The 22,959-nt window shown below is 63.8% G+C and carries 15 protein-coding genes; 6 read left to right on the forward strand and 9 right to left on the reverse strand.

The window, feature by feature from the left end:
• Window positions 1-338: 338 nt before the first annotated feature.
• Together DK366_RS14225 and DK366_RS14230 are read left to right on the forward strand one after the other, a co-directional pair.
• A complete protein-coding gene (locus tag DK366_RS14225; protein WP_109126220.1) occupies window positions 339-1,022 on the forward strand; it encodes a rhomboid family intramembrane serine protease in 684 nt (227 codons plus the stop codon).
• Between the two features lie 9 nt (window positions 1,023-1,031).
• Entirely contained in the window at window positions 1,032-1,355 is a 324-nt protein-coding gene (locus tag DK366_RS14230; RefSeq protein WP_109126221.1) for a DUF1820 family protein, read from the forward strand.
• A gap of 5 nt (window positions 1,356-1,360) precedes the next feature.
• Here DK366_RS14230 and DK366_RS14235 read toward each other — a convergent pair whose 3' ends face one another.
• The 3 genes from DK366_RS14235 to DK366_RS14245 all read right to left on the reverse strand — a co-directional run bounded on the left by DK366_RS14235 (window position 1,361) and on the right by DK366_RS14245 (window position 5,128).
• Entirely contained in the window at window positions 1,361-2,482 is a 1,122-nt protein-coding gene (locus DK366_RS14235; RefSeq protein ID WP_232821057.1) for a hypothetical protein, read from the reverse strand.
• Between the two features lie 78 nt (window positions 2,483-2,560).
• Window positions 2,561-3,283 (reverse strand): glutamine amidotransferase, encoded by a 723-nt coding sequence (locus DK366_RS14240; protein WP_109126222.1) that lies wholly within the window; start codon window positions 3,281-3,283, stop codon window positions 2,561-2,563.
• 39 nt (window positions 3,284-3,322) lie between these two features.
• Window positions 3,323-5,128 carry a GspE/PulE family protein gene (locus DK366_RS14245; protein WP_109126223.1) on the reverse strand — a complete coding sequence of 602 codons (1,806 nt, stop codon included), beginning with the start codon at window positions 5,126-5,128 and terminating at the stop codon, window positions 3,323-3,325.
• Window positions 5,129-5,224: 96 nt separating this feature from the next.
• Here DK366_RS14245 and glyQ point away from each other — a divergent pair, with 96 nt between their 5' ends.
• Window positions 5,225-6,136, forward strand: a complete 912-nt coding sequence (gene glyQ, locus DK366_RS14250) for a glycine--tRNA ligase subunit alpha (RefSeq protein ID WP_109126224.1) — start codon at window positions 5,225-5,227, stop codon at window positions 6,134-6,136.
• Window positions 6,133-8,283, forward strand: a complete 2,151-nt coding sequence (glyS, locus tag DK366_RS14255; protein WP_109126225.1) for a glycine--tRNA ligase subunit beta — start codon at window positions 6,133-6,135, stop codon at window positions 8,281-8,283. The genes glyQ and glyS overlap by 4 nt, the downstream gene beginning before the upstream one ends.
• 72 nt (window positions 8,284-8,355) lie before the next feature.
• Here glyS and DK366_RS14260 read toward each other — a convergent pair whose 3' ends face one another.
• A complete protein-coding gene (locus DK366_RS14260; protein WP_109126226.1) occupies window positions 8,356-8,928 on the reverse strand; it encodes a helix-turn-helix transcriptional regulator in 573 nt (190 codons plus the stop codon).
• Window positions 8,929-9,252: 324 nt separating this feature from the next.
• Here DK366_RS14260 and DK366_RS14265 point away from each other — a divergent pair, with 324 nt between their 5' ends.
• Window positions 9,253-12,132 carry a TonB-dependent receptor gene (locus DK366_RS14265; protein WP_109126227.1) on the forward strand — a complete coding sequence of 960 codons (2,880 nt, stop codon included), beginning with the start codon at window positions 9,253-9,255 and terminating at the stop codon, window positions 12,130-12,132.
• Window positions 12,133-12,355: 223 nt separating this feature from the next.
• The gene (locus tag DK366_RS14270; protein WP_109126228.1) at window positions 12,356-13,219 is read left to right on the forward strand and encodes a DUF1481 domain-containing protein; all 864 of its coding nucleotides are present in this window, start codon (window positions 12,356-12,358) and stop codon (window positions 13,217-13,219) included.
• 776 nt (window positions 13,220-13,995) lie between these two features.
• Here DK366_RS14270 and DK366_RS14275 read toward each other — a convergent pair.
• The 5 genes from DK366_RS14275 to mnmG form a co-directional block, all read right to left on the reverse strand.
• Window positions 13,996-16,020, reverse strand: coding sequence for an autotransporter domain-containing protein (locus DK366_RS14275; protein WP_109126229.1), 2,025 nt, complete (start codon window positions 16,018-16,020; stop codon window positions 13,996-13,998).
• Between the two features lie 215 nt (window positions 16,021-16,235).
• The gene (locus DK366_RS14280) at window positions 16,236-18,584 is read right to left on the reverse strand and encodes a Tex family protein (RefSeq protein ID WP_109126230.1); all 2,349 of its coding nucleotides are present in this window, start codon (window positions 18,582-18,584) and stop codon (window positions 16,236-16,238) included.
• An 88-nt stretch (window positions 18,585-18,672) separates the two neighbouring features.
• On the reverse strand, window positions 18,673-19,425 hold the full coding sequence (locus DK366_RS14285) for a winged helix-turn-helix domain-containing protein (protein WP_109126231.1): 753 nt from the start codon (window positions 19,423-19,425) through the stop codon (window positions 18,673-18,675).
• A 270-nt stretch (window positions 19,426-19,695) separates the two neighbouring features.
• Window positions 19,696-20,487 carry an RDD family protein gene (locus DK366_RS14290; RefSeq protein ID WP_109126232.1) on the reverse strand — a complete coding sequence of 264 codons (792 nt, stop codon included), beginning with the start codon at window positions 20,485-20,487 and terminating at the stop codon, window positions 19,696-19,698.
• Window positions 20,488-20,564: 77 nt separating this feature from the next.
• Window positions 20,565-22,445 carry a tRNA uridine-5-carboxymethylaminomethyl(34) synthesis enzyme MnmG gene (gene mnmG, locus DK366_RS14295; RefSeq protein ID WP_109126233.1) on the reverse strand — a complete coding sequence of 627 codons (1,881 nt, stop codon included), beginning with the start codon at window positions 22,443-22,445 and terminating at the stop codon, window positions 20,565-20,567.
• Window positions 22,446-22,959: the final 514 nt, after the last annotated feature.

The raw sequence follows: 22,959 nt of genomic DNA on the forward strand, positions 1-22,959 counted from the left end.
TCCTCATGCAAGAGTAGGTCACCGCCAGGGGCTTTATCCCTCAAACGCCTTCCCATCCGGGAAGGCGTTTGTCTTTGCGCGCAAGGAAAATGTCGGCCGCAGGTGTGCTTCGCATGCTGCTTTCCTTCGCTTGTTCGCGCGGGTTTTCAGCCGGAATGTGCGGCGTTTTCCCGGCGCATCGGTCGAGTCGACGCGCCTTTTGAGCCGAACGTCTTCGCTGCAGGCGGCTTTTGCCCTCGCCGCGCAGTGCGATGGCTCCGCGCGCCATGCGCTGTGCAGAAAAACCTTATCGCCTATGATGCAAAGCCATCTGGCCTTCCATCTCGCGGAGCGTTCCTGTGTTTGTCCATGTCGAAACCCGCCGTCGCCAGCACGTGCAGTGGGCCACCGTGCTTCTGGTGGTCGTATGCGTGATCAGCTTCGTGGGTTTGGCGTTGATGCCGGCCCCGCAGCGCATGTCGATGTGGCTCGAGTGGGGCACGGTGCCGGCGAATATCTTCGATGCGAAGGAGCCCATCCTTCCGCAGCTGCATGATCCATCGCTGCTCCGGCTGTTCACCGCGCTTTTCATCCATCTTGCGTGGCTGCACCTGCTGGGCAACCTGCTCTTTCTTGTGATCTTTGGCCTGCCGGCGGAGCGAGCCTTGGGTTCGTTGCGCTTCCTGCTGCTTTTCGTGCTTGGCGGCATCGTGGCCAACCTGGTGGGCGCCCTGTCTCTGGCAGGCGTGCGGTCACCCATCATCGGTTGCAGCGGTGCGGTATCGGCGGTGCTCGGCACGTACATCGCGCTGTTTCCGCGCGCGAAGCTGGGCCTGGTGTTGCCGCTTGGCCTCTATCTCGAATTTGTCCGTGTGCCGGCGTTTCTGCTGATCGGCATCTGGGTGTTGCTGCAATTGCTGTTCAGCTACGCAGGCCCGAGTTACGGCGCGGTGGTGTGGTGGACGCACATCGCGGGTTTCCTGTTTGGCATCGTGTTCGCGCTGTTCTCGCGTGACGACATCGCGCGACGCCTGCGCGGCTAAAATACGGCCATGCGCAACAAGAAACTCTACAAGGTCACCTTTCTCCACCTGGGCAAATGCTACGAGCTCTATGCTCGCCATGTGGCGTCGAGCGGTTTATGGGGATTTACCGAGGTCGGTGAACTCGTGTTCGAGCCCGTTGGCGAAGGCATCCTGGTCGACCCCACGGAAGAAAAGCTTCGCGACGAGTTCAAGGACACGCGCGTGCTGCACCTGCCGATGCAGTCGGTGGTGCGTATCGAAGAAGTCGAAAGCAAAGGTGCGCTGGTGATACGCGATGCCAGTGACGGGCAGAAGATCACGCCCTTCCCGATGCCGCCACGTTCGCGCTGAGCAGCTCAAACGTGCCGGATGACGGCAATGACGATCTCGACGACGATCAGCGCGATGATCGCCAACTCCAGCAGTTCGCCGCGCTTGCTTGAGGCTTCTTCGTAAAGCGCCGCATAGCTGTCCCGGATGATGGCCAGCTTTCGATCCACCGCCTTGCTGACGTGCGGCACGCGAAACAGTTCGAGTGCGGCGGCGTAAACGCGCGCCAGATACACGTCTTCGGTCACCTGCAAGGCGTTGTCCACCTTCTCCGTGATTTCGGTGACTTCGGCCACGAGCGTATAGAGATGGCGTGCCAGGTCGGCGTATCGACGAGCCGCCAGGGGATTGGCGACGTGATGTGTCGCTTCCACCAGGTCGTACATGCGCGGCAGTTCTGCATCGAGCAGTTCGTCGTAGTAACGCAGTTCCAGCAGCTGTGCGTTGGCGACTTCGAGGATATCGACCACATCCGACTCGTCGCGCGGCTCATAGATGAAGGCGCGATCCCACGTGAGTACGGCAAGATCATCGGTGTAATACGAAAAGCGTTGTCGCAGCAGTTCCTGCCTCGCCGGTTCGGACAAGGGGCGCGATTCGCCGGCCAGCATCGGTACAAGATCGAGATCGTCGTGAAGCGTCGCCGTGCTCGTGACACCTTCAAGCGAGTGCACCAATCCAAGCAGATAGTCCTCGTGCAAGGGTTCCTGGCTGGGTCGCAACAATGCGGGGCGCATGATGCCCGTAATCTGCACCACCAGCCGATTCCATAGATCCGTGTCCGAGGCGAGACCAAGCGCCGCATCGACGGCGTTCACCCGCGCGCTGAAATCCATCCACGACAGATCATCCGCCGGCACGCTGATCGAAAACGCTGCCACGCCGAATTCGTAGAGCCTGGCCAGCGCCGTGGCTTGCAGCGCTTGCCCGGCGATATCGATCTGCAGCGCACCCAATGACAGCTCGACGGGTGGAACGCCGAACGTCATCGCTTTGGGCGCTGCTGTGGTCAGCTTGCTGCGGGCCGCTGCCGTGCGCGCCTGGCGCGCCCACAACGACTCAGCTGCGGTCAGGTCGATCGCATTGGCGATGTCGACCAGGCGCATCGCGATGACGGATGCACGGTGCACATGCGGTGCTCGAGTCATCGACTTCATCCCGGTTGCGGTGCTTCGCGTCGTTCGGCACCCATGGGCTGATTCTAGACAGCGACTGTGACAGCGGCGTCAGCCCGCAGCGAGGCCATGGTGTCGCGAGAACTGCCGGAACAGCCGGCGCGCCAACGGTGTGGGCGCCACTTGTTTGAAAGTGTGGTGGGGATCGAACCCTTCGCGCTTCATGTCGTGGTGTTTGCGATGAATATAGGCGCGCATCACATCGGCATTGAACTCGGGGTGGAACTGCGCGCTCATCGCGTTCTTGCCGTAGCGAACGAGATGATTCGGATCGCGCGCGGAACTCACCAGTACGGTCGTTCCCTTGGGCAACTCAAGCACGCTCTGCTCGTGCGTGGCATGTGCGCGAAATTCGGATGGCAGAGCACTGGCAAGCGGATCGTGCTTCGCCGCTTCCAGCACGTTGAGCGACACTGTGCCGATTTCGCGTCCACCGGGAAGGTAGTCGACGCGGCCACCCAGCGCGTGAGACATCAGCTGATGGCCGTAGCACACGCCGAACAGCGGAAGTTCCACATCCATGGCGTCGCGAATCCAGCCCGCGGTGCGTTCGCTCCATGGCGCGCGCTCGGTGACCATGGACGCGGAGCCGGTGATGAGTGCCCCTGCGACATCATTGGGAGGCGGCAGTTCTTCACCCGCCTGCACGTCGACGACGCGAATGCGCGATGGTGAAAGTTGCGCACCCAGGCGGAACCAGTGCGGAAAATCACCGTGCCGCGCGCGAATGGGATCGGGGGCGCGACCGGTGCGGATGATCAATACAGGCTTCATGCGATACGACGACAGGCGATGGTTGAACCCGGTGCCACGTTAGACGGCACCGTGCTCAATGGGAGGAATGACGGTGAGAACTTCCTTGACCGTGGTGACACCACGCGCCACCTGCGCGGCGGCTGAAATACGCAGCGGCTGCATGCCCTCGGCCAAGGCGGCGTGGCCAAAGTGGCCCAGGTCAAGTTGCGATGAAATCAGTCCGCGCAAGCGATGCGATAGCGGCATCATTTCGTAGATGCCGGTACGACCCATGAAGCCGGTATTGCGGCATTCCAGGCAACCCACGGGCTTGAACACCTTCTCCGGCACCGCGAGCGACCAGCCATGCGTCAGTGCGGTCCACTCGTGCGGGTCCTGCGTGGTGGCTTCCTTGCAATGCGCGCACAAGGTGCGCACGAGTCGTTGCGCCACCACACCAGTCAGCGTCGACTGGATCAGATAGTGAGGCACGCCCAGATCGAGCAGGCGCGTGATGGCGCTGGGTGCGTCGTTGGTATGCAGCGTTGACAGCACCAGGTGACCGGTGAGTGATGCCTGCACCGCCATCTGCGCGGTTTCCAGGTCGCGGATTTCGCCGACCATGATGATGTCCGGATCCTGGCGCAGCAGTGTGCGAACACCCGTGGCGAAATCCAGGTCGATCGCCGGCTGCACCTGCATCTGGTTGAACTCGGCGCTGACCATTTCGATCGGGTCTTCCACCGTACAGACGTTCAATTCCGGCGTGGCGAGATGCTTGAGCGTGGAATAAAGCGTGGTGGTCTTGCCCGAACCGGTCGGGCCGGTGACCAGCACGATGCCGTGCGGGCGCTCCACCATCGCGCGCCACGAAGCGTCTTCGTCGGCGGAGAAGCCGAGCTGCGAGAAATCCTTCGCCACGATATCCGGGTCGAAGATACGCATCACCACTTTTTCGCCGAACGCCGTCGGCATGGTGGAGATACGCAATTCCACTTCGCGGCCCGAGGCCGAGCGCGTCTTGATGCGGCCATCCTGCGGACGTCGTTTCTCGGCCACGTCCATGCGCGAAAGAATCTTGATGCGCGCAGTGACGGCGGTCATCACCGGCGGCGGCAGTTCAAACACCTTGTGCATCACGCCGTCGATGCGGAAGCGCATCAAGCCCGCTTCGCGACGAGGCTCCAGGTGGATATCCGACGCGCGTTGCTCGAAGGCGTACTGCAGCAACCAATCGACGATGTGCACGACGTGGCGGTCGTCTGCGCCGACTTCACCACTCTTGCCCAATTCCAGCAGCTGCTCGAAATTGAGGAGGGACGAAGTGCTTTGCCCTTTCGCATCCTGCGCGAGCTGGATGGACCGCTGCACGCCGTAGAACTCGAGCAGATAGCGATTGATGTCGATCGGGTTGGACACCACGCGCTTCACGTCGCGGCGGATCATCTGGGCAAGATCGGCGGCCCAGCTGTTGTCGAATGGCTCGCAGGTGGCAAAGGTCACTTCGCCGGGCGCTACCGCCACCGGCAAAATGCGATGACGTTCGGCGTAGGCGCGGCTGACCACCTGGGTCACCGCGGCCACGTTGATCTTCATCGGATCGATCTTGAGGTACGACAGCTGCGCCTGGCCGGCGAGCCATTCGGTCAGCCCTTCCAGACTCAAGGGCCGGCCCGGATCGCGTTGATTGGGCAGCTTGGCATTGGCCACCAGCACCAGCGGATGCAGTTCCACCGTGGCGCGGCCACTGCGGGTGCCCATGCGAACCTGCTTGGCATCTTCGGCCAACAGATAGCCGTCCACCACCAGCGTGGCCAGCATGTCGTCGAGTGCCAGCCGGTTTCGGCGGCCGAGCAGGGACACGGATTGCGGTGAAGCGGCCATGCGGCGATCTCTCCCGGTAGGCTTTTTTCGCCTCAATTCAGCGAAGAAAGCGGTCCCGGCTATACTAACCCGCTTTATTGAAGCCCACGGAAAGCCATGTCCGCGCGCACCTTCCAGGATGTGATCCAGACCCTTAACCGCTATTGGGCGGCGCAGGGTTGTGTCTTGCTGCAGCCCCTCGATACCGAGGTGGGCGCAGGTACCTTTCACCCCGCGACGTTCCTGCGTTCGCTCGGCCCGGAGCCGTGGTCGGCAGCCTATGTGCAGCCCTCGCGTCGTCCTACCGACGGCCGCTACGGCGAAAACCCCAATCGCCTGCAGCATTACTATCAGTACCAGGTGGTGATGAAGCCCAACCCGGACAACATCCTGGACCTGTATATCGGGTCGCTGAAGGAGCTGGGCCTCGATCCGCTGGTCCACGACCTGCGTTTCGTCGAAGACAACTGGGAATCGCCCACGCTCGGCGCGTGGGGCCTGGGCTGGGAAGTGTGGCTCAACGGCATGGAAGTGACCCAGTTCACCTACTTCCAGCAGGCCGGCGGCCTGGAATGCCGTCCCGTGACCGGTGAGATCACCTACGGTCTCGAACGCCTGGCCATGTACCTGCAGAACGTGGACAACGTCTACGACCTGGTGTGGACCGAAGGCCCGCACGGCAAGGTCACCTACGGCGACGTGTTCCACCAGAACGAAGTGGAACAGAGCACGTACAACTTTGAGCACGCGAACGTGCCCGAACTGCTGCGCTGGTTCGACGTGTGCGAAGGCGAGGCCAACAAGCTGATCGCCGCCAACCTGCCATTGCCTGCGTACGAGCAGGTGATGAAGGCCAGCCACACCTTCAACCTGCTCGATGCACGCCGCGCCATCAGCGTCACCGAGCGCCAGCGCTACATCTTGCGGGTGCGCACGTTGGCCCGCGCGGTGGCTGAAACGTATGTCGCGCAACGCGAAAAGCTCGGTTTTCCGGGTCTGAAGAAGAACGTCAAGGAGCAGGCTGCATGAGCGCCGCCACCAAGCCGCTGTTGATCGAACTGGGCACGGAAGAACTGCCGCCCAAGGCGCTGGACGAACTGGCTGCCGCCTTCCTGCGCGGCATCAGTGATGGCCTGTCCAAGCGCGGCGTGGAAGCCGATCTGGACAAGGCAGCGCTGTACGCTTCGCCGCGTCGTTTGGCCGTCCATATCCCTGCTGTTGCCATCAACCAGCCCGAGCAAAGTGTCGAGCGCCGCGGTCCCGCGGTGAATGCCTCACTCGACGCGGAAGGCAATCCCAGCAAGGCTTTGCAGGGTTTTGCGCAGTCCTGCGGCGTCACCGTGGAACAGCTGGAAAAGCTCGAAACCGACAAGGGTGCGTGGTTCGTGTTCCGCGCGGTGAAGCCGGGCCAGGCGGTTGCTACGCTGCTGCCGGAAATCGTTGAAGAGGCGCTCAAGGGCCTGCCGATTCCCAAGCCCATGCGCTGGGGCAACCACGATTACTCCTTCGTGCGTCCGGTGCACTGGCTGGTGATGCTGCACGGTTCGGACATCGTGGATGGCGAAGTGCTGGGTCTTACCAGCGGTCGCAAATCGCGCGGCCATCGCTTCATGCACACGCAGCCGGTGCACGTGTCCGATGCCGATATCTGGCTGGATTCGATGCGTGCGGCCAAGGTGTTGGCCGATCCGGCCGAGCGTCGCCAGAAGATCCGCGATGAAGTGTCGCGCGCTGCCAGGGAAACCGGTGGCGTGCCGCAGCTGGACAACGCGTTGCTCGACGAAATCGCCAACCTCACGGAATGGCCCGTGGCTGTGGCGTGCACATTCGATCGTGAATTCCTGGCCGTGCCGCCCGAAGCGTTGATCACCACCATGGAGACGAACCAGAAGTTCATCCCGGTGTTCGATGCCGAGGGCAAGCTCACCGAGCATTTCATCGGCATTGCCAACATCGAGAGCAAGCAGCCGTCGGAAATCCGCAAAGGCTACGAGCGCGTGATTCGCCCGCGCTTCGCCGACGCCAAGTTCTTCTGGGATGAAGACCTCAAGACCCCGCTGGCCGGTTATCAGGACCAGCTGAAGAACGTGACCTACCAGCAGGCGCTGGGCACGCTCTGGGACAAGACGGTGCGCGTGGCCGAGCTGGCCCGCATCATCGCCGGCCGCGTCGGCGTGGATGCCGGTGCCGCCACGCGCGCGGCCGCGCTCAGCAAGTGCGATCTGCTCACACGCATGGTCGGTGAATTCCCCGAACTGCAGGGCGTGATGGGTCGTTACTACGCCTCGCGTCACGGTGAATCGGCGGATGTCGCCGATGCGCTCGACAGCTATTACCAGCCGCGCTTTGCGGGTGATGCCATCGCTGCCGGCAAGGTTGGCCAGGTGTTGGCCGTGGCGGATCGCTTTGACACGCTGGCCGGCATCTTCGCCGTCGGCATGAAGCCCAGCGGCAACAAGGATCCGTTCGCGCTGCGCCGCGCTGCGCTCGGCCTGGCGCGCACGCTGGTTGAAGGCGGCCTGGAGCTGGACCTGCGTGGCAGTTTCGTCGAAGCGCTGGAGTTGCTGCCGGAAGCCGCGCTCGCTGCCGGCCTGAAGCCGGGCAAGGACGGCAAGGCACCGACGCTCGACGCCGGCAAGCGTCGTGCGGCGCTCGCTGACGAGCTGGTCGAATTCGTGTTCGATCGACTGCGCGGTTACTACTCCGAGCAGGGTTTCACCGGTGAACAGTTCGAGTCGGTGCTCGCTGTATCGCCGTCCACGCTGGTGGATTTCGACCGTCGCCTGCGTGCCGTCGGCGAATTTGGCCGTCGTCCGGAGGCACTCAGCCTTGCCGCTGCCAACAAGCGCGTGGCCAACATCCTGCGCAAGCAGGCCGAGGAAGCCGGCGCCGCACCGGTGGGTACCACGGTGGACCCGTCGCACTTCGAGGCCGATGCGGAGCGCGCGCTCGCTTCCGCGCTGGATGCGGCCCGCTCCGATAACGCGGCGCCGTTGCAGGCTGGCGATTACGCCGCCGTGCTGACGCGTCTCGCCCAGCTGCAGGCCCCGGTGGACGCGTTCTTCGACAGCGTGCTGGTGAACGCGGAAAACCCGGCCGTGCGCGCCAACCGATTGGCCTTGCTCGGCCAGTTGAAGGCGCAGTTCGGTGCCATTGCGGATATTGCCCGCCTCTGACGGCGGGTCATTGCGCCACAAAAAACGGCAGCCTCAGGGCTGCCGTTTTTTTATGCCTTGCGACGCACTCGCTTACGCAGCGGCGATCTGGCGACCGCGCTTCACGCGCTCGTGCAGGCGCTGGTTGAAGGCCACCATCGCGGTAGCGTCCACATCCGTGCCACCCGGGCCAAGGATCTCGTAGAGGTCGGCCAGCATGTCGGCGTTGTCAGCCAGGGTCAGGCGGCTCTCGGCCAGGTCGAGTTCCGACTGCAGGATGCGCAGTGCCGTGTTCAAGCGATTCGGGTCCATCGCCATGCCGCTGGCATGCAGCGTGTCTGCGGCAGTGCGCAGCTTCGAGCGATGGCGGTTGGCGGCGGTTTCCGCGTTGGTCTGGTCGTCACCCGAGTTCAGGGTGTCGTTGACCTGGATCTGGCCTTCGCCAGCGACCAGCCACACCAGGGAAATGCCCAGGGTCTTGGCCAGCGTGACGCAGCGCGCACGTGACGGGTCGGTGTTGCCATCGCGCCAGCTGCGCACGACGCCTTCGGAGAAGCCGCACATCCGTGCGATCTCCGTGACGCTGCCCACGCGCTGGATGAGCACCTTGATGCGATCCGCGAAGGTGGACGAAGACTCGGTGGTCGAAATTTTTAGCATGTTCATCGCATTTTCCTGGCGGATGGCGACTTGTGAGGGAGCGTGGTCCGAAATTCCGCACGCCCACGTGAAGCAAGCGTTACGAAAGCGTTGACACTCGCAAGAATTTTCACATAAGGTCGTAAGTTCTTGGTAGTCGAAGGCCCCTGGGGAGCAACTTCTACCGAGACCAAGAACGAGACTGTTGCGAATTGGTAATCACGATTACGCCGACTTGTTCAGCTGGCAGACAGCTTTTCCCACGGTGCAACGCCGTTGGGACAGTCACTTGCCACGGCATGACGGCATTTCTGACGTCGGTTGGGGCCGGCGTCTTACTGGGGAGAAACTATGCAGTTCCGCAAGAAAGTTGACAACAAACTTACGGTCGCCGTCCGCCTGGCGCTCTCCGTAGGTACCTTCGCGGCCATGGCACCGGCCTTTGCCCAAGACGCATCCGCCAGCCAGAACGACGCCAAGAAGCTTGAAACCGTCACCGTGACGGGCTCGCGCATTCCGCGCGTGGACATCGAGACCGCCCAGCCGGTGGTCACCATCGACCGCAAGCAGATCGAGAACCAGGGTTTCACCTCGGTCGCCGACATCCTGCAGAACCTCACCGAAGTGGGCACGCCGGCCATCAGCCGCGCCAACGCGCTGTCGTCGGGCGAAGACGTGGGTGGTTACTACGTCGACCTGCGCAACCTGGGTGCCAACCGCACGCTGATCCTGGTCAACGGCAAGCGCCTGGGTGCGAACACCTCGGGCCTGCAGGATCTGGGTCAGATCCCGGTGTCGGTGATTGAGCGCATCGAAGTGCTGAAGGACGGTGGTTCGTCCATCTACGGTTCGGACGCCATTGCCGGCGTGGTCAACGTGATCACCCGCAGCAACTTCACCGGCGCCGAAGCCAACGCTTACGTGGGCGAGTACGACCAGGGCGACGGCAAGGGCCAGAGCTACGACTTCACCATCGGTACGGCGAATGACCGCGGCTCGATCATGGCCAGCGCGCAGTACCAGAAGGACGATCCGGTCTGGGCAAAGGACCGCGAGTTCAGCGCCTACCCGTCGGGTCCGTACCATCCCACCGCCGGCTGGAGCGGCATCAGCCAGTACGGTTCGTTCAGCGGCCCCTGCGGCCCGGGCGGCGCCAAGGCCACCTGTACGCTGAAGCCGGGCACCGACCCGCGCGACATCGCCAACTACCAGCCGCTGACGTCGGACCGCTACGCGAACTCCAACCAGCAGATGACGCTGGCCACAGGCCAGGAGCGCACCTCGCTGTTCGTGGCGGGCAAGTACAACCTTGCCGAGAACATCGCGTTCAAGACGGACTTCCTCTACAACAAGCGCGACACGTTCCAGCAGATCGCGGGCTATCCGTACCAGTCCGCGTCGTTCGGCACGCCGCTGGCAGCTACCAGCTACTTCAACCCGCTGGGCACCACGCTGAACTTCGCGCGTCGTGGCTGGGAAATGCCGCGCACCACCAACAGTGAGCTGGAAACCTATCGCTGGACGGCCGGCTTCGAAGGCTTCTTCGAACTCGGCGGCCGCACCTGGAACTGGGACGTTGGTGCGATGACCAATCGCAACAACATGCTCAAGACCGGCCACGGTGACTTCAACCTGGTGAACGCCGAGCAGGCGCTGGGCCCGTCGTACATGGGTTCGGACGGCAAGGTCCATTGCGGTACCGCCGCCAAGCCGGTCAACGGCTGCGTGGCGTGGAACCCGCTGCTGCCGTACGGCCAGGCCGGCGCCGGTTCGCTGGCTGATCCGGACCTGCAGGCCTTCCTGTTCCCCGAATTCCACGACACCGGCAAGACCACCACCGTCGACTACACCGCCAACATTGCGGGCACGGTCCCGGGCCTGCCGGCCGGTGACATCGGTATCGCCGGCGGCGTGGAACATCGCCAGGAAGACGGCCGCTTCGTGCCGGACGCGTTCAACCAGGCGGGCCTGAGCTCGGGCCTGGCGGCGACCACCACGAAGGGCAAGTACTCGGTGAACGAGGCTTACCTCGAATTCGACGTGCCGCTCCTGAAGGACGTGGTGATGGCGCGCGAGCTGTCCGTCGACGTGGCCACCCGCTACTCCGACTACGACAACTTCGGCACCACCACCAACAGCAAGGCCAGCGTGAAGTGGAAGCCGATCGACGAACTGCTCGTCCGCGGCAGCTGGGCACAGGGCTTCCGCGCGCCGACCATCTCTGACCTCTACGGCGGTACCGGTTCAAGCTTCGAGTCGTACACCGATCCGTGCGATTCCAAGAGCGGTTCGGCCCGGGGCAACCCGGCGGTGGCTGCCCGTTGTACGGGTGGCTTCGGTGGCCAGCCGGCTGTGGCCGGCAACTTCGTCCAGCTCGGCCAGGCGCTGCTGCCCTGCACGACCTATCCGTGCGCGACGAACTACCAGTTCACCAACGGCTCCAACGACAAGCTGACGCCGGAAACGGCCACGACCCGCACCTTCGGCCTGATCTACAGCCCGCAGTACATCGAAGGCTTCGACGTCTCGCTCGACTGGTACAAGATCGACATCAAGAACCTGATCAGCCAGGACTCGGTGCAGGACATCCTGGACGACTGCTACGTGGCAGGCATCACGTCGCGCTGCTCCGGCTTCACGCGTGATCCGAACACGGGCGTCATCACCAACATGTTCTATGGCCTGACCAACAAGGGTTGGGAGAAGACCGCCGGCTACGACTTCGGCGTGAACTACAAGTTCTCGCTGGGCGCCATCGGCAACTTCGCCACGCGCTGGAACACGACCTACGTTGACTACCTCAACGTCAAGTCCGACAACAACCCGGAAACCAAGGTGCATCCGTACACCGGTATCGGCGCCAACTTCCGCGTGCGTTCGAACCTGTCGCTGGATTGGACCAAGGGCATCTTCGGTGCGACGTGGACCATGCGCTACTACTCCAGCATGACGGAGAACTGCGTGGCCGTGGCCATGGGCGAGTGCAACGAGCCCGACCACATCGATCCGTTCAACGGCGCGCAGCCGATGCGTCACGTCGGCAGCACCACGTTCAACGACGTGCAGTTCCGCTGGGCCATGCCGTGGAAGGGCGTGATCTCCGTGGGTGCCAACAACGTGTTCGATCGTGCCGGCCCCATCATGTATTCGAAGCCGAACAGCGCGTTCGTCTACTACGGTGGTTTCGACATTGGTCGCTTCTACTACCTGAAGTATTCGCAGCGCTTCTAAGAGCAGCGTTGCGTTAGCACACGGCGGCCCAGCGATGGGCCGCCGTTTTTGTTCACAGGCCGTTTAGGCGGCTATTTGCTGTTGCATACGCAAGCGCATGGAGCCAACTTTTACAAGGCCTTACGTTTGGGATATGCTGGAATCTTCCCCCGTGTAGAGTCGAGGCGTGTTGGGCGCCTGATGGTTCTCGCGCTTAGCCCTGACAATCGAAAGAGGTTTTCCCATGCGCCGTCTTGTTTGGTCGCTGATGTCGGTCGCTGCTCTGGCTCTCGCCGGCTGCGGCAATTCTTCCCAGTCGTCCGAAGGCGGCACCGAGGGCGGTAATGGCGCTGCCCAGCAGCCGCCGGCCCAGGCCAACCAGATCACCGGCCAGGTGTCCCTGCGCGACGCTGGCGACGTGTCCGCCTCGTCCAAGCTGGACCTGACGCTGATCGACGTTTCCAACGCGGACGCCGCTCCGCTCGCCACCAAGACGATTGAGCCGGCCAACACGCTGCCGATCTCGTTCCAGGTGCCGTTCAACCCGGCCGACGTGAACCCGAACGGCCTGTACGTGCTCAAGGCCACGCTGACCGACGGCGACCGCAAGTACAACCCGCCGCTGCAGACCCAGGTGCTGACCAAGGGCGCGCCGACCCAGGTGAACATCCAGCTCGTCGCCGAGCAGACCCCGGGTGAAAAGGAACTGGCAGCCTTCACCGCCGTGCAGAAGCAGATCGGCGGCATGAAGATCAGCAGCGGCACCAAGCTGGAAGACAAGGTCTCGCGTGGCTGGCAGGTGTTCCGCGAAGCCGGTGAAGTGAAGTTCATCCGCGAAGAAGTCGACTACGGCGACAAGGGCTTCACCAGCACCGATTACGCCTACAAGGACGGCAAGCCGTGGGTGGTCGCCCAGCAGAAGAAGTCCAGCAAGGACGCCAAGCCGACCTCGACCGAGCGCGCTGCGTGGACGGCCGATGGCACGCTGGTGCTGAAGACCAACGACCAGGGCGGCAAGACCTCCCCGCTGTCGGACGACGAAGCCGCCAGCCTGCAGAAGCAGTCGCAGACGATCCTTAACCTGGCGACGAACGGCAAGGGCAAGTAAGTCCTCGTTTCGCCTGGTATTGATTCAAGAGAAAGCCGTCCACGAAAGTGGGCGGCTTTTTTCTTGGGTGATGTTTGGGCGTATGGACGTCCAAATAGAGCGTACGCATCGCGGCGACGCAGTGCCAACTCCCTCTCCCCTTCGGGGAGAGGGTTGGGGTGAGTCCCGATAAGGGGATAAAGGTCGGGTGCTCGCGAGAATGTTTCTATCCCTCGCCGCCGCCTTTGCGATGACGCCTCTATTCTTCACCACTTTCATCGCAATGATGTTTCTACCCCAACCGCCATTCTTGCGATGACGTCCCTACCCCTCACCGTCATTCCCGCGAAGGCGGGAATCCAGTGACTTTGCCTTTTCGCTCTTTTTGGTCCTTTCCTCGACCTGGCTCGCCTGCCGCGGGCTTCCGAACTGCTGCCGCAGTCCGGGTCACTTTTCTTTGCTTGCCCAAAGAAAAGTAACCAAAAGAAAGGGCACCCCCGCTTGGCGCTGGCTGGGCGTTGCCCAGCCAGTCCGTGAGGGGCGGCCGGGCTTTTCGACCGGGCTCCTGCCCGGACGAAAAGGAATCGGCATCCCTGCCGATCCCCCTGTGGGCCTGATCGTCCACCCCTCACCGCCGCACAGGGGGCCCAAGATCAAGAACGGTGCAGACGGCTCGTGCAGCTGCGCTGCACATCGCGTCGCGGCTTGCTGCGGTCAGTTGGAAGTGATTGGAATCTCACCCAACAAAAAAGCCGCCCGCTTACGCGGACGACTTTTCTGCGAAACCAGCGTCTTTCTTAGAAGGCGTACTTCATGCCCAGGTTCACGCTGTTGTACTTCTGGCTGTTGTCGCCGAAACGGCCGCTGTAGCCGACCCAGCCGCTCAGGGCCTGGCTGAACTGTGCGCTCAGGCCGATGTCGCCGGTGCCCCAGTTCTTGTCGGGGGTGAAGCCGGCGAGTTCGAACGAGCCCGGCATGCCGTTGAGGCCGGCGGTGACGAGGCGCTGGTCAGCCTTGCTGTCGTAGTTCCAGGCGAGTTCCGCGTAGGGCGACAGCATGGTGTTGCCGGCCTGCCAGTGACCTTCCAGGCGCCAGCCGAGGGTGTTGGTCTGCGAGTCGCGCTGCTGGCTGCCGTACCACATAGCGGTGGAGTCGCTGCCGCTTTCGTTGTAGCCGTTGACCTTCACCGACTGCCATTCGAACGTGGCGAACGGACCGGTGCGCAGCGTGCCCATGTCGAACCAGTAGCCGCCGGTGATGCCGCCGCCGACGTGATTGCCATCGGCCTTGGCCGTTTCGCTGCGCAGCGCGCTGCCGAGCTGGATGTTGCGCTGGATGTCGGAGAAGTTGTCCTGGCCGAAGTCGACGTAGCCGCCGACGTAGCCACCACCCTGGTGCCACATCATGTAGCCGAGGCCGGACACGTCCTGCAGCTTGTAGCCGCCACCGCCGGAGTAGTCGGCGTTGTGCTGGCCGATGTTCATGCCGATGCCGCCCGACCAGTTGTCGTTGAAGCGCACATCGGCGCCGATGGTCAGGTTGACGTTGTCGCTGGAGGTGCGCGGCGAGGTGGCGCTGGAGTCGAAGCGCTGATCGCCGTAATCAACATTGGCCCACACGCGGGTGTCGCTGCCCTGGCCGTCGGCGAGCATCTGGTTGCGGACGGCGCGGTTCTGGGCCTGGATGGAGGCCAGCGGCGCTTCCGCCAGCAGCGAGGCGTAGCCCGGCGCGCTGAGGATGGAGACGACGTACTGGCCCAGCATCACGTCGGCGGCGGTGGTCGGGTGCACGCCGTCGGCGAACAGGTAGGTCTGGTTGGTGCCGGCCGCATAGGTGTACGGCAGGCCCGAGCCGACCGGACCGCACTGCACCGAACTGGAACCCACGCCGCAGGCTTCGTTGGTCACGTTGGTGAAGCCGTACTTGCCCGGGTTAGCGATCACTTCGTTGAGCAGGCTGAAGGTGTCGACCGGGACGATGCCCTTGCCGAGCTGCGCGATGCCCGCGTTGAGCGTGCCGTTGAACACCAGGCTGAGGCTGGTCAGCGACGAGGCTGCGCTGGCGCCCTGCTCGAGGGCCGACGGGGTCAGGCCGATGTTGGGCAGGTTGAACACCAGGATGTTCTTGGCGCCGGCGGCCTGCATCTGACCGATCAGCTTCACTTCCTGCTGGGCGGCGGCGGCGACGTTGGCAGCGGCCTGGTCGGCGGTCTGGAAACCCGACACGCCGGCAGCGGCCAGCACCTGCTGGGTCACGGCAGCGGTCACGGCCTGGGTGATGGCAGGGAGCTGCTGGGCGATGACGCTGGGCGGATAACCCGCGTTCTGCAGGGCCTGAACCTGCTGGGCCACGTTCGCCTGAATCAGCTGCTGCGCCGTCGCACCAGCACCAGCGGCGGTCGCGGCGTAGAAGATGTCATTGGCGCCGCCCCAGATGGAGTACAGCGCCTTGCTGTCGAACTTGCCGCCAGCGAGGTAAGCGTTGACCTGGGTGGTGATGGTCGGCACGGCGGAAGGCGTGCCCGGCGAGTTGGTCAACACGCCTGCACCACCCCACGCGTAGTCGGTGCCGCCTGTCAGCGAGGCGGTCAGGCCGTAGCCGTAATGGCTGGCCACGTTCTGCACGGTCACGGCACCCGGGTTGGTGGTGAATTCCAGCGGCGGCTGGATGGCCGGGTTGGTGGCCAGCGAAATGTTGCCGGCGTCGCTGAGGCTGTCGCCGAACACGACAACGCTATCGAACTGGGACTTGGCAGCGAAAGCAGGGGAGCTGATCAGCAGCGCGGCGGCGATGGCGCCAGTGATGGTGCGAGTACGAAGCATGTCGGTAACACTCCTTGAACCGGGGCGGTGTTTGTTATCACGGCGTTACGGTAATGCATGCCCATACGTAAGCGCATGCTGCGCCGCACCGCGAAAAAAAGCCTTACATGGCTAGCATTGCTCTTCTTGCAGGAGCGCCCTCGGGCGCGACCGCTGGCCCCGGCCTCGAAGACGGGGCGCTGGTCGCGCACAAGTGCGCTCCTACAGGGTGTCTATCAGCGCTTCAGGGCTTTGGAGAAGGCGTCTGCAAAGGCGCTGTTGCCAGGGGCTGGCGCTGTCGGCTTGGGTGCGCCGCCGCCCGGACGCGGGCCGCGGTTGTCACGCGGGCCGCCACGGGAGGGCTCGCTACCGCCGGCCGGACGTCCGCCACGGACCTGCTGGCCCGGCTCGTCGTCCAGGCGCATGGACAGGCCGATGCGCTGGCGCGGCAGGTCGACCTCCATCACCTTCACCTTCACGATGTCGCCCGCCTTCACGGCGTCGCGCGGATCCTTCACGAAGGTGTGCGAAAGGGCGGAGACGTGCACAAGGCCGTCCTGGTGCACGCCGATGTCCACGAATGCACCGAAGGCCGCCACGTTCGTCACGCGGCCTTCCAGCACCATGCCGGGGCGCAGGTCCTTCAGGTCTTCCACGCCTTCGGCGAAGCTGGGCGCGACGAATTCCGGACGCGGATCGCGGCCCGGTTTTTCCAGCTCCTTGAGGATGTCGCGCACGGTCGGCACGCCGAACGTTTCGTCGGTGAACTGCTCGGCCTTCAGGCTGCGCAGGAAGCTGGTGTCGCCCATGATGGAACGCACTTCGCGACCGCACTGCGCAATGATGCGCTCGACCACCGGATACGCTTCCGGATGCACCGAGCTCGTATCGAGCGGGTTGTCGCCATTGGGCACGCGCAGGAAGCCTGCGCACTGCTCGAACGCCTTGTCACCCAGGCGCGGCACCTTCAACAACGCCTTGCGATTGGCGAACGGGCCGTTGGCATCGCGATGCTTCACCACGTTCTCGGCGACGCTGGCGGAAAGGCCCGCCACGCGCGTGAGCAGCGCCGCGGAAGCGGTGTTCACGTCCACGCCCACGGCGTTCACGCAGTCTTCCACCTTGGCATCGAGCGCGCGCGCCAGCTTCACCTGGTTCACGTCGTGCTGGTATTGGCCAACGCCAATCGCCTTGGGTTCGATCTTCACCAGCTCCGCGAGCGGGTCCTGCAGGCGACGCGCGATGGACACGGCGCCACGCAGGCTTACGTCGAGATCGGGGAATTCCTTGGCGGCGGTTTCCGACGCCGAATACACCGAGGCGCCTGCTTCGCTCACCACGACCTTGGAAAGCTTGTGCTCCGGATGCGTCTTGGCCAGGCCCTTGATCAGCTCGCCAGCCAGCTTGTCCGTTTCGCGCGAGGCGGTGCCGTTGCCGATGGCGATGAGATCCACGCCGTGCTTCTGGCACAGGCGTGCCAGCGCAGCCAGCGATTCGTTCCACTGGCGACGCGGCTCATGCGGATAGATGGTGTCGGTGGCGAGCAGCTTGCCCGTGGCATCGACCACGGCCACCTTCACGCCGGTGCGGATGCCCGGATCGAGACCCATCACGCTCTTCGCGCCAGCCGGTGCGGCAAGCATGAGGTCCTTGAGGTTGTCGCCGAATACGCGGATCGCTTCGTCTTCCGCGCCTTCGCGCACGCGACCGAACAGGTCGAGCGTGAGATGCAGGTGCAGCTTCACGCGCCAGGTAAGGCGCACCGTCTCGCGCAACCACGTATCGGCAGCGCGGCCTCGATCAACAATGCCGCTGTGCGCGGCGACGCGACCTTCGCCTTCGAGATGGCCTTGTTCCATGTCGAGCGCGGGCGACAGTTCCAGTTCGATCACGCCTTCATTGCGTGCGCGCATCAATGCGAGCAGGCGATGCGAAGGAATCTTGCCGATCGGCTCCATGTGGTCGAAGTAGTCGCGGAACTTCGCGCCTTCGTTCTCTTTGCCTGCGACCACTTTCGCGCGAATCTGACCCTTGTCCCATAGCCAGTCGCGCAGTTCGCCGACGAGGCCGGCGTCTTCGGCGATGCTTTCCATCAGGATCGCGCGTGCGCCGTCGAGCGCAGCGCGTACGTCAGCGACACCCTTCTCTGCATCGACATACGAAGCGGCCAAGGCATCCGGTGACTGCGTGGGATCGTCCCGCAGGGTGAGGGCGAGCGGCTCCAGGCCCGCTTCGCGCGCAATCTGCGCCTTGGTGCGACGCTTGGGCTTGTACGGCAGGTACAGATCTTCCAGGCGCGCCTTGGTGTCGGCGGTGAGGATGTCGTGCTTCAGTGCATCGCTGAGCTTGCCCTGTTCCTCGACGCTGGCGAGGATCGCGCTGCGGCGTTCTTCCAGCTCGCGCAGATAGCGCAGGCGTTCTTCCAGCATGCGCAGCTGCGTGTCGTCGAGGCCGCCGGTGGCTTCCTTGCGGTAGCGGGCGATGAAGGGCACGGTCGCGCCGCCGTCGAGCAAATCCACCGCGGCATGAACCTGGTCCGGCTTGGCGGCGATGTCCTGGGCAATACGTTGTTCGATGCTGAGCATGAGGCTGAAACGTTTCCTGAGCGTTCGACAAGGCGACAAGCCGCCACGCGGCCTGCCGGGCTGTCGATCATAGCAAGTCGATGCGTGCTTACCCGCGCGCGGCGGGTGCCTGTTCCGGACGAAGGGTCAGAAAACCCGCGGCACGCAGTTCCGTGGCCGCATCGTCGCGATCGCCGGGATATTCCGTGGCGAGTCGACGGTAGTGGGGCAAGTGCCGCGGATGCATGGGCCGCGTATCCAGTTCGCGGGCCACCGGCATCAGGGCAATCGCCGGTTGAGGCGTCACGCGCGGTTCGGTGGCGTGGTCGTCGGGTGTGCGCCAAAAGCTGAATACGGCAAGGACTGCCACGATCACCGCGAGCGTGATCGCCGCTGCCAGCCAGTGGCGCGGCCGCACGGGTTCATGCGCTGGCTTCTGCGCAGCGAGCACAACGATTTCCGGCGCCGGTGCGAGATCGTCATTGCTGGCGGTATCGGGCAATCGTTCGGGCGAGTATGCGGAGGGCACGCGATGCACATCGCCGATGAAGCGATAACCCAGGCTGTGCACCGTGGCGATGTAGTGGGGTTGTGCGGCGCAATCGCCCAGCGCATGTCGCAATTGCGAGATCACGCGGGTGAGCACGCCGGGCGTGACATGCCGATGCCCCCATGCGGCATCGAGCAGCGCGTCTTTGCCAACGACTTCGCCGGCCTGCTGAAGCAGGACCATCAGCACCGCGTAGGCCTTGGGCTCCACGGATATCGCCATGCCCCCGCGTTCGAGCCGATGTGCGCGCGGATCGATGACGATGTCATCGCACTGATAGATCCAGTCGCATTCAGGGTGGGACTGGGCCATGACCTTGCCTGGTACGTGGCCCCCTGTATCGCAAGCATGCGCTTATTGCGCGGCTACGCGCATCCGCCATAGGTCATAACGCGCAGCGCAAAATTCGCCGCAACGATGGACGTCCATTTGATATGTGCAGCGAACGAATGGCATGTGTCGTGCAGCAATGCACCGCTCATATGCAACGCGTGCGTGAACGCGATGTTCCCGTCGCGTCAGTTCCGCCGTGTTTCCACGGCGGAACGATTCTTCGTGTGTGCAGTGCTCGCGTATCGCGAATCAGGCATTGAACGAGCTGTTGTCGCGCTGCTCGGTGCGCTGCGTCTGCGCGGCGACGTCCTTCGCGCGGCCATTGAGCACCAGCGTCTGCGCGATCAGGTCGTGCAGACCCTGCTTGCGCTGTGTCCATGCCACCATCAGGAAGCCGACGAAGAACGTCAGTACGCTGAGGATCTTCGCGAAATAGCGCCCCGTGGCGCGCAGGAAGCTGATGCGCTTCCCCTCCATGTCCGTGACGCGGATGCCCAGGGCCAGCTTGCCCAGCGTGGCCTGCAGCGACGAGCTTTCCATCAGCGAGAAGTACAGCCACGACAGCAGCGTCTGCGCGAACAGCGCCGGGCCCAGTGCGTGCATGTAGGTGTCCATCGCCTGGATCATCAGCTGCGGATCGCTGTTGGCGGCGTGGATGGCCTGCGTATAAGTCTCCGCAGCGTGATCCGCACCGAGCATGCTGCTCAGGATCATGTTGGGAACCCACAGCACGATACCGTCGATGATGTAGCTGCCTACACGCTTCCAGAAGCCCGCGTAGTCGGTCAGCGAGGCGACGGCGCCGGCATTCGATGCGTATGGCGTGGCGGGCGTGTAGGGCGGTACCGGAGGGGCTGGTGGCGCAACCGATGCCTCGGCGCGTTCGTCAGGGAACAAGGTGGAAAGGGGTGCCCAATCCGTCATGCCTTCATGCCAGCCCAGATCGTCGGGGCTGACCTGGCCGCTGCGCAGCCACTGCCGCACGTCGACTTCCTTGTAAGGGCCATGCCGCTCGCCGTCCCGCCCGATCCAGACTTCCATGGTGTGCTCCGAGATGAACCGTCAGGCCCGCATGATGCCATGCGGGCCTGCCCTCTTGGAGCGCAGGGGAAAGGAAATCAGGCCGCGTCGCGACGCTTCAGGTGCACCAGCAACAGCGAGATGGCGGCCGGCGTGACGCCGCTGATGCGTGAGGCCTGACCGATCGTTTCCGGCAGCGCGCGCTTGAGCTTCAACAGTACTTCGGCGGAGAGGCCGCGCACCTTGTCGTAGTCGAAGCTGGTGGGAATGCTGGTCTGCTCATGACGCCGCTGGCGCTCGATCTCCTCGCGCTGGCGTTCGAGGTAACCGGCGTACTTGGTCTGCACTTCCACCTGGGCAGCGACATCGGCGTCGTCCACGGCGGGGCCGATGCCGTCCACGGTCGTCAGCTTCGCGTAGTCGATCTCGGGTCGACGCAACAGGTCGAGTGCATTCGTCTCGCGGCTCAGGGTGATGCCGAGTTGGCTCGCGATGGTCGCGCCCAGTGCGTTGGCCGGTGCTGCCCAGAGCGCGCCAAGGCGCTGCGTCTCGCGTTCCACGGCGTCCCGCTTGTTGCGCAGCGCGTCGTAGCGGGCCTGTGGCACCACGCCGAGGCGGTGGCCGGTTTCGGTGAGGCGCAGGTCGGCGTTGTCTTCGCGCAGGTACAGGCGGTACTCGGCGCGCGAGGTGAACATGCGATAGGGCTCGATGGTGCCGTTGCTGGTGAGGTCGTCGATCAGCACGCCGATATACGCCTCGTCCCGACGGGGGTACCACGGCGCCTCTCCCTTCACGGTGAGGGCAGCATTGAGGCCGGCGATCAAACCCTGTGCGCCCGCTTCCTCGTAACCGGTGGTGCCGTTGATCTGCCCCGCGAAATAGAGCCCCGGAATGCCCTTGGTTTCCAGCCACGGATGCAGGCCGCGCGGATCGAAGTAGTCGTATTCGATCGCATAGCCCGGGCGCGTGATGTGTGCCCTCTCGAAACCCTTGATGGAATGCACCAGGGCCAGCTGCACGTCGTAGGGCAGGGAAGTGGAAATGCCGTTGGGATACACCTCGAAGGTGTCCAGGCCTTCCGGTTCGATGAAGATCTGGTGCGAGCTCTTCTCGGCAAAGCGCACCACCTTGTCCTCGATGGACGGGCAGTACCGCGGACCGACGCCTTCGATCTGGCCGCTGTACATGGGCGAGCGGTCCAGCGAACCGCGAATCAGCTCGTGCGTGCGTTCGCTGGTATGCGTGATCCAGCAGCTGACCTGGCGCGGATGCTCGTCTCGCGAGCCGAGATACGAGAACACCGGGGCCGGGTCGTCGCCGGGCTGCTCTTCCAGGCCCGTGAAATCGATGCTGCGCAGGTCGATGCGGGGCGGCGTGCCGGTCTTCAGGCGATCGGCGGCCACCGGCAGCTCGCGCAGCTTCTGCGCCAGCGTGGTGGCCGGCGGGTCACCTGCGCGTCCGCCAGCGTATTGCGCCGGGCCGATATGGATCTTGCCGGCCAGGAAGGTGCCGGCGGTCAGCACCACCGCGCGCGCGCGGAAAGCCAGGCCCATCTGGGTCACCACGCCGGTGGCGCGGCCGTTCTCCAGGATCAGGTCGTCCACCGCCTGCTGGAACAGCTCCAGGTTCGGCTGCGTCTCCACCATGCGGCGGATGGCGGCCTTGTAGAGCGAGCGGTCGGCCTGCGCGCGGGTGGCACGTACGGCCGGACCCTTGGAGGCGTTCAGCGTGCGCCACTGGATGCCCGCGAGGTCCGCCGCATGGGCCATCGCACCGCCCAGCGCGTCGATTTCCTTGACCAGATGGCCCTTGCCTATGCCGCCAATGGCTGGGTTGCAGCTCATCTGGCCAATGGTTTCGATGTTGTGGCTGAGCAGCAGCGTACGCGCGCCCGTACGGGCAGCGGCAAGCGCGGCCTCGGTGCCGGCGTGGCCGCCACCGACCACGATCACGTCGTAGGAAATCGGATGAAAGAACATAGGGACTGCCCTGAAAGCGCAGGTTTGGACCAATCTGGACGCATATGGTAACGCCACGCCGTCGCGCTGGCGCTTGGCACGCTTCCTGCTTTAACTTCCATGCACTTTCCACGGGCAGAAGCTGCGCGATACGCGCGCCGAGATCGAACGACAGGGGTTCGATCGCGTGCCGGGGAGAGGAAGCAAGAAGGCGCCCCTCGGGGCGCCTTCGCCTTTTCTGAGCTTTGAAGAGGACCTTCAAGCGCTCTATGGAAGATCTGGCGCCCGGCGGTCTCAGGAACAGGGGGAATCCAGGATGACCGTGTTGCCGGGCGCCAGAAACCGAAACTGGCTGGCAGCAAGTTTGTGCTGCTCGTTGAGAGGGATATTTACGCCTAACGCGTGAACGTGGAGTGACTAAAACGCTTGTTTGTGCCGAGTTTTTTCAACAGGTGACGCACAGCGTCAATGCGTGATCCATCACCAAAATGAATGTGATCGATGTCACGTTGCTGGCACGGCTGTTGCTTTTATC

The organism is Dyella sp. C11 (assembly GCF_003121485.1).
In the GTDB taxonomy this organism is placed as follows: Bacteria; Pseudomonadota; Gammaproteobacteria; order Xanthomonadales; family Rhodanobacteraceae; genus Dyella.

Coding starts and splice junctions, on each gene's coding strand:
- DK366_RS14230 (WP_109126221.1), top strand. CDS start 1,032: ATGCGCAACAAGAAACTCTACAAGGTCACCTTTCTCCACCTGGGCAAA.
- DK366_RS14235 (WP_232821057.1), bottom strand. CDS start 2,482: ATGACTCGAGCACCGCATGTGCACCGTGCATCCGTCATCGCGATGCGC.
- DK366_RS14240 (WP_109126222.1), bottom strand. CDS start 3,283: ATGAAGCCTGTATTGATCATCCGCACCGGTCGCGCCCCCGATCCCATT.
- DK366_RS14245 (WP_109126223.1), bottom strand. CDS start 5,128: ATGGCCGCTTCACCGCAATCCGTGTCCCTGCTCGGCCGCCGAAACCGG.
- glyQ (WP_109126224.1), top strand. CDS start 5,225: ATGTCCGCGCGCACCTTCCAGGATGTGATCCAGACCCTTAACCGCTAT.
- glyS (WP_109126225.1), top strand. CDS start 6,133: ATGAGCGCCGCCACCAAGCCGCTGTTGATCGAACTGGGCACGGAAGAA.
- DK366_RS14260 (WP_109126226.1), bottom strand. CDS start 8,928: ATGAACATGCTAAAAATTTCGACCACCGAGTCTTCGTCCACCTTCGCG.
- DK366_RS14265 (WP_109126227.1), top strand. CDS start 9,253: ATGCAGTTCCGCAAGAAAGTTGACAACAAACTTACGGTCGCCGTCCGC.
- DK366_RS14270 (WP_109126228.1), top strand. CDS start 12,356: ATGCGCCGTCTTGTTTGGTCGCTGATGTCGGTCGCTGCTCTGGCTCTC.
- DK366_RS14275 (WP_109126229.1), bottom strand. CDS start 16,020: ATGCTTCGTACTCGCACCATCACTGGCGCCATCGCCGCCGCGCTGCTG.
- DK366_RS14280 (WP_109126230.1), bottom strand. CDS start 18,584: ATGCTCAGCATCGAACAACGTATTGCCCAGGACATCGCCGCCAAGCCG.
- DK366_RS14285 (WP_109126231.1), bottom strand. CDS start 19,425: ATGGCCCAGTCCCACCCTGAATGCGACTGGATCTATCAGTGCGATGAC.
- DK366_RS14290 (WP_109126232.1), bottom strand. CDS start 20,487: ATGGAAGTCTGGATCGGGCGGGACGGCGAGCGGCATGGCCCTTACAAG.
- mnmG (WP_109126233.1), bottom strand. CDS start 22,445: ATGTTCTTTCATCCGATTTCCTACGACGTGATCGTGGTCGGTGGCGGC.